The sequence below is a fragment of the Streptomyces sp. AP-93 genome (assembly GCF_022808175.1).
Lineage (GTDB): Bacteria > Actinomycetota > Actinomycetes > Streptomycetales > Streptomycetaceae > Streptomyces.
The window spans coordinates 154,852-165,211 of record NZ_JALGBX010000024.1 but is presented as its reverse complement, the minus strand read 5'-3'; the positions used below and the strand labels follow the sequence as shown (position 1 = coordinate 165,211).

General features: G+C 72.3%; 7 protein-coding genes. 6 read left to right on the top strand and 1 reads right to left on the bottom strand.

The features are described from left to right. Positions 1-528 precede the first annotated feature (528 nt). The gene (locus MTF69_RS32820; protein WP_243339894.1) at positions 529-3,000 is read right to left on the bottom strand and encodes a DEAD/DEAH box helicase; all 2,472 of its coding nucleotides are present in this window, start codon (positions 2,998-3,000) and stop codon (positions 529-531) included. 81 nt (positions 3,001-3,081) lie between these two features. Between MTF69_RS32820 and bldG the strand changes: the two genes are divergently transcribed. The 6 genes from bldG (at position 3,082) to MTF69_RS32790 (ending at position 10,300) form a co-directional block, all read left to right on the top strand. Further along, a complete protein-coding gene (gene bldG / locus MTF69_RS32815; protein WP_243339893.1) occupies positions 3,082-3,423 on the top strand; it encodes an anti-sigma factor antagonist BldG in 342 nt (113 codons plus the stop codon). A 101-nt stretch (positions 3,424-3,524) separates the two neighbouring features. Next, positions 3,525-3,965 (top strand): ATP-binding protein, encoded by a 441-nt coding sequence (locus MTF69_RS32810; RefSeq protein WP_243339891.1) that lies wholly within the window; start codon positions 3,525-3,527, stop codon positions 3,963-3,965. 825 nt (positions 3,966-4,790) lie between these two features. Beyond that, positions 4,791-7,208, top strand: coding sequence for a sodium-translocating pyrophosphatase (locus MTF69_RS32805; protein ID WP_243339889.1), 2,418 nt, complete (start codon positions 4,791-4,793; stop codon positions 7,206-7,208). Positions 7,209-7,422: 214 nt separating this feature from the next. Continuing rightward, a complete protein-coding gene (locus MTF69_RS32800; protein WP_243339887.1) occupies positions 7,423-7,989 on the top strand; it encodes a small secreted protein in 567 nt (188 codons plus the stop codon). Between the two features lie 327 nt (positions 7,990-8,316). After that, positions 8,317-9,888, top strand: coding sequence for a class I SAM-dependent methyltransferase (locus tag MTF69_RS32795; RefSeq protein ID WP_243339886.1), 1,572 nt, complete (start codon positions 8,317-8,319; stop codon positions 9,886-9,888). A gap of 214 nt (positions 9,889-10,102) precedes the next feature. Continuing rightward, on the top strand, positions 10,103-10,300 hold the full coding sequence (locus MTF69_RS32790) for a hypothetical protein (protein ID WP_243339884.1): 198 nt from the start codon (positions 10,103-10,105) through the stop codon (positions 10,298-10,300). Positions 10,301-10,360 lie beyond the last annotated feature (60 nt).

Below are 10,360 nucleotides of genomic sequence, written 5' to 3'. Positions count from 1 at the left end.
GATCAACCAGTCAAGCGGTCACTAACCGCCTACGATCACTGACCGCAACGACACCCCTTGGACTCATTCATCTAGGAGGTCTGCGGGTGGCTGGGCGGCCGGCCTAGAAGGGCCCCGCCGGTGCCTGGGCCGACCGACCTAGGAGGGCTGTGGGTGCCTGGGCGGCCGACGCGGTACGGGTCGGGGTGCCTGGGCGGCCGACGCGGGACGGGTAGGGGTGCCTGGACGTCGGCCTGGGCGCCCCGTCCGGGCGGGGCTGGGCGGCCGGTCCGGGAGGGGTCCGGGGGTGGGCTGTGCGGCCCGTTCGGGAGGGCGTGGGTGTGTGGGCGGGGTTGGGCGGCCCCTCCGGGAGGGTCTGGGGGTGGCTGTGCGGCCCGTTCAGGAGGGGGTGGGTGTGTGGGCGGGGGTCGGGTCGGCTGACGTGGTCTGGGGGTGTCAGGGGGCGATATCAAGCCAATCGCCGGCGGGCCCGTGAGGCTCGAGCTGCCGCCCGGCGGCACCGGGCCGGTCCGGGTGGTTCGGAGGGGCTCAGGGGGTCGTTGGTTGTGTGGGGTCCGGGGATTCCGAGAGGAGGTGGGTGAGGAGGCGGACGGCGCCGCGCTTGTGCAGGGGGTCGTTGCCGTTGCCGCATTTGGGGGACTGGATGCAGGACGGGCAGCCGGCCTCGCACTCGCAGGCGGCGATCGCGTCACGGGTCGCGGTCAGCCAGGCGCGGGCCGTGTGGAAGCCCCGCTCGGCGAAGCCCGCTCCGCCGGGGTGGCCGTCGTAGACGAAGACCGTCGGGAGGAGGGTGTCGGGGTGCAGCGGGACGGAGACCCCGCCGATGTCCCAGCGGTCGCAGGTGGCGAAGAGCGGGAGCAGGCCGATGGAGGCGTGCTCGGCGGCGTGCAGGGCGCCGCCGAGGATCTCCGGGTTGATCCGGGCCTCGTCGAGCTGGTCCTCGGTGACCGTCCACCACACGGCCCGGGTGCGCAGGGTGCGGGGCGGCAGGTCGAGTTTGGCCTCGCCGAGCACCTCGCCGGTGATCAGTTTGCGGCGTAGGTAGGAGACGACCTGGTTGGTGACCTCCACGGAGCCGAAGCAGAGCCTGCCCCGGCCCCAGGCGATCTCCGTGTCGGTCTCCAGGACGGAGATGGCCGTCGTATCGCGGGCCGTGGTGGAGAACGGCGGGTCGGCCTCCTCGACCAGCGCGACGGAGTCCTCCAGGTCCAGGCGCTTCACGAGGTACGTGCGGCCCTGGTGGAGGTGGACCGCCCCGTCGTGGACGGCGGTGTGGGAGGCCTCCTCGTCGACCGTGCCCAGCAGCCGGCCCGTGGCGGCTTCGACGATCTGGACCGGGCGTCCGCCGCCGCCGCGGATGTCTGTGAGGTCCGAGGCCCGTTCCCGGCGGGTCCAGTGCCAGGCCGTGGCCCGGCGGCGCAGCAGTTTCGCCGCTTCGAGCTGGGGCAGGAGGTCGCGTGCCGCCGGGCCGAAGAGGTCGAGGTCGGGCTCCGTGAGCGGTAGCTCGGCCGCGGCCGCGCACAGGTGCGGGGCCAGGACGTACGGGTTGTCGGGGTCCAGGACCGTGGCCTCCACCGGCTGCCGGAAGAGGGCCTCGGGGTGGTGGACCAGGTAGGTGTCCAGCGGGTCGTCGCGGGCGATCAGGACGGCCAGCGCGCCCTGGCCCGAGCGCCCGGCCCGGCCGGCCTGCTGCCACAGGGAGGCGCGGGTGCCGGGGTAGCCGGTGATCAGGACGGCATCGAGGCCGGAGACGTCCACGCCCAGCTCCAGGGCGGTCGTCGCGGCCAGGCCGAGCAGGTCCCCGGAGTGCAGGGCACGCTCCAGGGCCCGGCGCTCCTCGGGCAGGTAGCCGCCGCGGTAGGCCGCGACCCGCCGGGGCAGCGAGCGGTCCACGGCGGCGAGCCGCTCCTGCGCGATCACCGAGATCAGCTCGGCGCCGCGCCGGGAGCGGACGAAGGCGACCGTACGGACGCCCTGGACGACCAGGTCGGTGAGGAGATCGGCGGTCTCGGCCGTGGCCGTACGCCGTACGGGTGCGCCCCGCTCGCCCTTGAGGTCGGTCAGGGGCGGCTCCCACAGGGCGAAGACGACCTCGCCGCGCGGGGAGGCGTCGTCGGAGACCTCCACCACCGGCAGGCCGGTCAGCCGGGTCGCCGCGGCCGCCGGGTCGCTCGCGGTGGCGGAGGCCAGCAGGAACACGGGATCGGACCCGTAGCGGGCGCACAGCCGGCGCAGCCGCCGCAGGACCTGGGCGACGTGGGAGCCGAAGACGCCCCGGTAGGTGTGGCACTCGTCGATGACCACGTAGCGCAGGGCCCGCAGGAAGGAGGACCAGCGCGGGTGGGCCGGGAGGATCCCGCGGTGCAGCATGTCGGGGTTGGTGAGGACGTAATTGGCGTACTGGCGCACCCACTCGCGCTCCTCGACCGGGGTGTCCCCGTCGTACACGGCGGGCCGGACGGCGTTGCCGAGGGGGCCGGTCAGTTCCCGTACGGCGCGGCGCTGGTCGGCGGCCAGGGCCTTGGTCGGGGCCAGGTACAGGGCGGTCGCGCCCCTGCCGTTGGGCGCCTGGGCCCCGTCGGCGAGGGCCGAGAGCACGGGCGCGAGGTAGGCCAGCGACTTGCCCGAGGCGGTGCCCGTGGCGACGATCACGGACTCCCCGTCGAGGGCGTGCTCGGCGACCGCGGCCTGGTGTTCCCACGGATGGTCGATCCCGGCGGCCGCAATCGCGGCTACGACATCAGTTCGGATGCGATCGGGCCAGACCGCATGACGACCCTCCCGAGGGGGCAAGTGCTCCGTATGGGTGATGCGCGCAGCCCGGGAAGGCCCCCGTGACAGCCGGTCCAGGACCGTGCCGGGGGTGGGTCTGACGTCCTCGGGTGCCGTGGGCGGACCGGGACGGTGAGTGTTGGCCATTGGAACCGAGTGTGTCACCGGCGTGCGGGACAATGGTCCGAAGGCGTCGTGCGCGCCTGCCGGTAAGTGATTGAATGCCATCGCGGCAGCCAATCCCTCGCCTACCTTCGGGTGGGGAGGCCCCTGGGGGGCGCCGCTCGATAGCAAGGTGCTGGAGGATCCGTGGACCTGTCCCTGTCGACTCGCACTGTCGGCGACCGTACGGTCGTGGAGGTCGGTGGCGAGATTGATGTGTATACCGCGCCCAAGCTGCGCGAGCAGTTGGTCGAGTTGGTGAACGACGGCAGCTACCACTTGGTTGTCGACATGGAGCGAGTGGACTTCCTCGACTCCACCGGGCTTGGTGTGCTCGTGGGAGGCCTCAAGCGCGTCCGCGCGCACGAGGGCTCGCTGCGTCTGGTGTGCAACCAGGAGCGCATCCTGAAGATCTTCCGAATCACCGGTCTGACCAAGGTGTTTCCGATCCACAACTCGGTGGAAGACGCCGTCAACGCCACCGACTGACGGCGCTCGGCGGCGAAACGGCCGAAGATGGAGCGGGGGGTACCGGGCCACAAGCGGTCCGGGCCCCTGTAAGGCACGCCCGTAGTCCGAGGGGGACGCGCATGGCCACCGTTGAACTGCGCTTCAGCGCCCAGCCCGAACACGTCCGGACGGCCCGCCTGGTCGCGGCCGCCGTGGCGCGGCGGGCCGGTGTGGAGGAAGCCGTCCTCGACGAGGTCCGCCTCGCCGTGGGCGAGGCCTGTTCGCGTGCCGTCGGACTGCATCGCACCAACGGGCTGACCGCGCCCGTCCGGGTGGTGCTGACCGAGGAGGAGAAGGTGTTCTCCATCGAGGTCAGCGACGAAGTACCCGGACCGGCCGGCGGCCCGTCTGCAGCCGTACCCGGAATCGACGCAGTCCTGGACCCCGACATCGACGGCGAGGACGAGATGGGCCTTGCCGTGATCAGCGGCCTGGTCGACGACGTCGACGTCATCAGCGGGGAGGCCGGCGGCACCATCCGGATGAGCTGGCCCGTCTCGGGGACCTCCGAACTGCCGTAGCCGGCCCCGGCTGGGCTTCGGCTCGACCTCGGCTCGGACACGGCTCGACCTCGGCTCGGCCGCCCCACCGCTTCGTGCCCGCCGGATGGCCCTCGTGGCGCCCGGCGTGTTTTCGTGCTGCCCGGGGGGCTGCGTCGCGCTCCGGGGCTTCGTCCTGCCCGGCGGACGGCTCCCGCGCCGCTGTGCGGCTCTTGCGACTCCGGATGGCTCCTGTGCCGCCGGATGGCTCCCGTGCCTCCGTGCGGCTCCCGTGCGGCCCGACGGCTCCCGTACCTCCCTGCAGCTCCTGCGCCGCCCGACGGCTCCCGCGCGGCCCGGTGGCTCCCGTGGCTCCCGACGGGCTTCGTGCCGGCTGGCGGGTTCTCGTGGTGCGCGGCGGGTTCTCGTCCCGACCGGGGGGTTTCGTGGTTCCTGGCCGGTTTCTTGTCCCGGCCGGCCTTCGCCGCGGTCGGTTCTCGGAGCCGGGCCGTCCGGCGACGGGGACCGGGCGGGTGCCGGTAAGGCGTCGGAAGCACCGGATGCGTGGGCACCGATGATGTTCCGCCGCGCGTGCCGACGTATCTTCTGATCTTATTCAAGGCCCTGCCGAGCAGGGCCTTTCGTATGCCCGTAGATCCATTCCGTGATCGTTCTCCGGTGGTTTTCCGGATCCGTGATCAAGCGTCAATGCTTTTGCCCCGTTACCGCTTTCGAGGGTAATGGAGTGACCAGATCTATTGGTGAGGAGCAAGTGCGGGCCAATTCGGTTTCCTGCGTACTGTTTTGATCGGGTCGCGCTCCCTACAATCCGTCCACATCTTGAGCTCATCACGTCAAGGAGGACGAATGACGGGGCTCTTCACCCCTATCGCGCCCGGTCGCACCACTGACCTGGCATCCGCAGTACTCACGGATGACAATCGGCTCATCGTGATCGTCATTGCGGCCGTGGCCGTCGCCGCGCTCGTCGTCGCGCAGATCCTGGTCCGCCAGGTCCTCGCCGCCGACGAGGGAACCGACTCCATGAAGGAGATCGCCGCCGCCGTCCAGGAAGGCGCCAACGCCTATCTCGGCCGGCAGCTCCGCACGCTCGGCGTCTTCGCCGTCGTCGTGTTCTTCCTGCTGTTCCTGCTTCCCGCCGACGACTGGACGCAACGGGCGGGACGTTCCGCCTTCTTCCTCGTCGGCGCCGTCTTCTCGGCCGCCACCGGATACATCGGCATGCGCCTCGCGGTGCGTGCCAACGTCCGCGTCGCCGCCGCCGCGCGCGAGGCCACCCCCGCCGAGGGCGAGCCCGCCAAGGACCTGACCGAGGTCTCCCACAAGGCCATGCGGATCGCGTTCCGCACCGGCGGCGTGGTGGGCATGTTCACCGTCGGCCTCGGCCTGCTCGGCGCGTCCTGCGTCGTGCTCGTCTACGCCGCCGACGCGCCCAAGGTCCTGGAGGGCTTCGGCCTCGGTGCCGCGCTCATCGCGATGTTCATGCGTGTCGGAGGCGGCATCTTCACCAAGGCCGCCGACGTCGGCGCCGACCTGGTCGGCAAGGTCGAGCAGGGCATTCCGGAGGACGACCCGCGCAATGCCGCGACCATCGCCGACAACGTGGGCGACAACGTCGGAGACTGCGCGGGAATGGCCGCCGACCTCTTCGAGTCGTACGCCGTCACCCTCGTGGCGGCACTCATCCTCGGCAAGGCCGCCTTCGGCGACCTGGGTCTGGCCTTCCCGCTGATCGTCCCCGCCATCGGGGTCGTCACCGCGATGATCGGCATCTTCGCGGTCTCCCCGCGGCGTACGGACCGCAGCGGAATGACCGCCATCAACCGCGGCTTCTTCATCTCCGCCGCCATCTCGCTGGTCCTCGTCGCGATCGCCGTCTACGCGTACCTGCCGGGCACGTACAAGGAGCTCGTCGGCGTCGACGACGCCGCGATCTCCGGTCACTCCGGCGACCCGCGGATCCTGGCGCTGGTCGCCGTCGCCATCGGCATCGTGCTCGCGGCCCTGATCCAGCAGCTCACCGGCTACTTCACCGAGACCAACCGCCGTCCCGTCCGGGACATCGGCAAGTCCTCCCTGACGGGCGCCGCCACGGTCGTGCTCGCCGGCATCTCGGTCGGCCTGGAGTCCGCCGTCTACACGGCGCTGCTCATCGGCCTCGGCGTGTACGGGGCGTTCCTGCTCGGCGGCACCTCCATCATGCTGGCGCTCTTCGCCGTGGCACTGGCCGGCACAGGCCTGCTCACCACCGTCGGCGTCATCGTCGCCATGGACACCTTCGGCCCGGTCTCCGACAACGCCCAGGGCATCGCCGAGATGTCCGGGGACGTCGAGGGCGCCGGCGCGCAGGTGCTGACCGACCTGGACGCGGTGGGCAACACCACCAAGGCCATCACCAAGGGCATCGCCATCGCCACGGCCGTGCTCGCCGCGGCCGCGCTCTTCGGCTCGTACAACGACGCCATCGCGAACGCGGTCAAGGAGGTCGGCGCCAAGACCGCGGGGGAGATGAACCTCAGCCTGGACATCGCGCAGCCCAACAACCTGGTCGGGCTGATCCTGGGCGCGGCCGTCGTGTTCCTGTTCTCCGGCCTCGCCATCAACGCCGTGTCCCGCTCGGCGGGCGCGGTGGTCTACGAGGTGCGCCGCCAGTTCCGGGAGCACCCCGGGATCATGGACTACACCGAGAAGCCCGAGTACGGGCGCGTCGTGGACATCTGCACCAAGGACGCGCTGCGCGAACTCGCCACGCCCGGGCTGCTCGCCGTCCTCACCCCGATCGCCGTCGGGTTCACGCTCGGCGTCGGAGCCCTCGGTTCCTTCCTCGCCGGCGCGATCGGCACGGGCACCCTGATGGCGGTCTTCCTCGCCAACTCCGGTGGTGCGTGGGACAACGCGAAGAAGCTCGTCGAGGACGGGCACCACGGCGGCAAGGGCAGCGCGGCCCACGAGGCCGTCGTCATCGGCGACACCGTCGGCGACCCCTTCAAGGACACCGCCGGTCCCGCCATCAACCCGCTGCTCAAGGTCATGAACCTGGTGGCGCTGCTGATCGCCCCCGCGATCGTGCAGTTCAGCTACGGCGACGACGCCAGCCCGATCGTGCGGGCGATCGTCGCGGTCCTCGCGATCGGCGTCATCGTCGGCGCGGTGTACGTCTCCAAGCGCCGCGGCATCGCCGTGGGCGACGAGGGGACGGGCGAGGGCTCGACCGCCGAACGGGTGGGCCAGCAGGCCGACCCGGCGGCGGTGGTTTCTTCCTGAGACGGCTGAGACGGCTGAGACGGCTGAGAGGGCCGTCGCGGGCCTGAACCGGCCCGCCCGGCTCGGCCGGCTCGGCTCGGCTCGGTGCGACTCGGGCCGTACGCCCGAATGGCGGACGGGAGGCGCGGACTGACGCGCCGTCCGTCCGCCTTTGCGTTTACCGGATGGTGGGCGTGTATCTTCCGGGCCGAGAGCCTTCGAAGGGACCAATCCGGTGAACAAGAAGCTTGCGGCCGCGGTATCGGGCGCTGCGGTGCTGATGCTCGTCCTGTCCGGCTGCGGCGGGGACGACGGCGACAAGAAGACCGACGCCTGGGCCAAGAAGGTCTGCGACAGCTGGCAGCCCGAGCTCAAGAAGATCGAGCAGGCGAACGCCGACATCAAGCGGGTGGCGACCGAGAGCAGCAAGCCCGAGGAGGTCCAGTCGACCGACTCGGCGGCCTTCGGGACCATGTCCGAGTCGTATAAGGCGATGGGTACGGCCCTCACGGACGCGGGAGTTCCGCCCGTCAAGGACGGGGAGAAGACCCAGGCCGCCGCGGTCATGGGCTTCGAGTCGACGTCGGCGGGCTACACCGCCCTGAAGACGAAGATGGACGCCCTCGACGCCAAGGACCAGGGCAAGTTCGCCGAGGGCCTCAAGGAGGTGGCGGGCGGCCTGGAGGAAGCGACCAAGGGCGGCAAGGAAGCCCTCGACCAGCTCAAGGCGGGCGGGCTGGACAAGGCGATGAACAGTCAGAGTGGCTGCCAGGTGACGACTCCGTCGCCGGCGCAGTCCTAAGGCCCGTCGCGCAGTCCTAGGGCCTGACGCGCGGACAGCCGCCCTGCCGGCGGCGCCGCACCCACCGGGGGCGGCCGGGATCCTTCGGGATCCCGGCCGCCCCCGGCGCATGTCCCGGCGCATGTCCCGGCGATGTCCGGGCGCACGTCGGGAGACAGGCCGCGGGCAGGTCCGCGGACGGCCCCGGCCGTACGGAGCTGCGCCCGGTCGGGGCCCGTCCCGGGCCGACGCCCCCGGGCGGCAGCTCGCGGGGGGCGACGGGCGCCCGCACCGAAGGCCGTGTGGCGTGGCGCGGGCAACGGCGGCGGCAGCAGCCACAATGGGCGGGTGAGTACCACCAGCCTTCCCCCCGGTCTGCCCGCCCGCCTCCCCTCGTCGGCCCGCGCGGCCGAGCTGCGCGCCGCGTTGCTCGCCGCGGGCTTCACCGCCGACGGGCTGCTCGACCTGCTCGGTGCCCCGGCGTACGCCGCGCTGGCCCGCAGCGAGACGGTCCCCGCCCTGCGTGCCACGCGGAGCCGCGGCGACGGGCCGCTCGCGAGCCTGACCCGGCTGTTCCTGCTGCGGGAGCCGGTGCCGTACGTGCACGCCGCGGCCGCCCTGCCCGTCGACGCGGCGCTGGCCGACGGCTGGCTGCGGCGCGAGGGCGATGAGGTGCACGCCACCGTGGACGTACGCCCGTACGGCGGTCCGGACGGCGAGGACTGGTTCATCGTCTCCGACCTCGGCTGCGCCGTGGGCGGGGCCGGCGGGATCGGCAGCCGCGAGGAGGGCGTGGTCCTCGGGGTCGGCGGCGCCTCCACGACGCTGGCCGGGATCACCATCCGCACGCCGGTCGGCTCGGCCCTCGACGTCGGCACCGGATCCGGGATCCAGGCGCTGCACGCCGCCCAGCACGCGACCCGGGTCACGGCGACCGATGTCAACCCGCGGGCCCTGGAATTCACCCGGTTGACGCTGGCGCTGTCGGGGGCACCCGAGGCGGAACTGCTCGCCGGGTCGCTGTTCGAGCCGGTCGGCGGGGCCACGTACGACCTGATCGTCTCGAATCCGCCCTTCGTGATCTCCCCGAGAGCCCGGCTGACGTACCGGGACGGCGGGATGGGCGGCGACGACCTGTGCCGGACCCTGGTCCAGGAGGCCGGAGCTCGGCTCAACCCGGGCGGGTTCGCACAGTTCCTGGGCAACTGGCAGCACGTGGACGGCGAGGACTGGCACGACCGGGTACGGGCCTGGGTGCCGCGCGGCTGCGATGCCTGGATCGTGCAGCGTGACGTGCAGGACGTGACGCAGTACGCGGAGTTGTGGCTGCGTGACGCGGGCGACCACCGCACCGACCCCGCCGAGTACGAACAGCGGTACGAGGACTGGCTGGACGAGTTCGAAGCCCGCAAGACCAAGGAGGTCGGCTTCGGCTGGATCACGCTGCGGCGCAGCGACGCGGCCGAGCCGTCGATCGTGGTCGAGGAGTGGCCGCACTCGGTGGAACAGCCGCTCGGGGAGGCCGTCCTCGACCACTTCGCGCGCCAGGACTACCTGCGCGACCACGATGACGCGGCCCTGCTCGCGGGCTACTTCCGGCTGACCGAGGAGGTCGTTCAGGAGCAGGTCGGCGCGCCCGGCGCGGAGGATCCGGAACACGTCGTGCTCCGGCAGAACCGGGGCATGCGGCGCGCGACCAAGGTCGACACGGTCGGGGCCGGCTTCGCCGGGGTGTGTGACGGATCACTGAGCGCGGGGCGGATTCTGGACGCCATCGCCCAGTTGGTGGAGGAGGACCCGGTGGTCCTGCGGGACCGGACGCCCGAGGCGATCCGGATGCTGGTGGAGCAGGGGTTCCTGGAGCCGTTGACCGGGGCGGAGGCGGGAGCGGAAGCCGGAACGGGAGCCGCGGGGGAGTAGGGCCGGCGGCCGCCCGTGCGTCGGCGTGCGCCGGAGCCCGGAGCCCGGAGCCCGGAGCCCGGAGCCCCGGCGGGCCTCGGACCCCGGTGGGCCCCGGGCAGTCGGAGCCGGGATGTAACCCCAGGTTCGTCTGCCGTCTCCCCTCGGCTGAAATCCTCCGTTCAGCGGGATCCGGGGGGATCCCGGGAGCGGCCCGGGGGATGAGGTGAACGGCATGGAGCACGGTCCGGCGATCTTCGCGGCGGCCGTGTTCCTGCTGTTCGGGGCCGCTCTGCTGGCTTGGACGGGGGCGCGCGCCCTGACCGGCGCGCCGGTGGCCGAGGGCGTGCGCCCCGTCGTGGCCGTACCGGTGGCACTGCTCGCGGGCGGGGTGTCGCTGGCCCTCGGGGTCTGGTGCCTCGGCCGGCTGTGAGGGCGGGGGCCCGCTGAGGCGAAGCTCACGGTGCCGGGGGCTCCGCGGCATCCCGGCTGC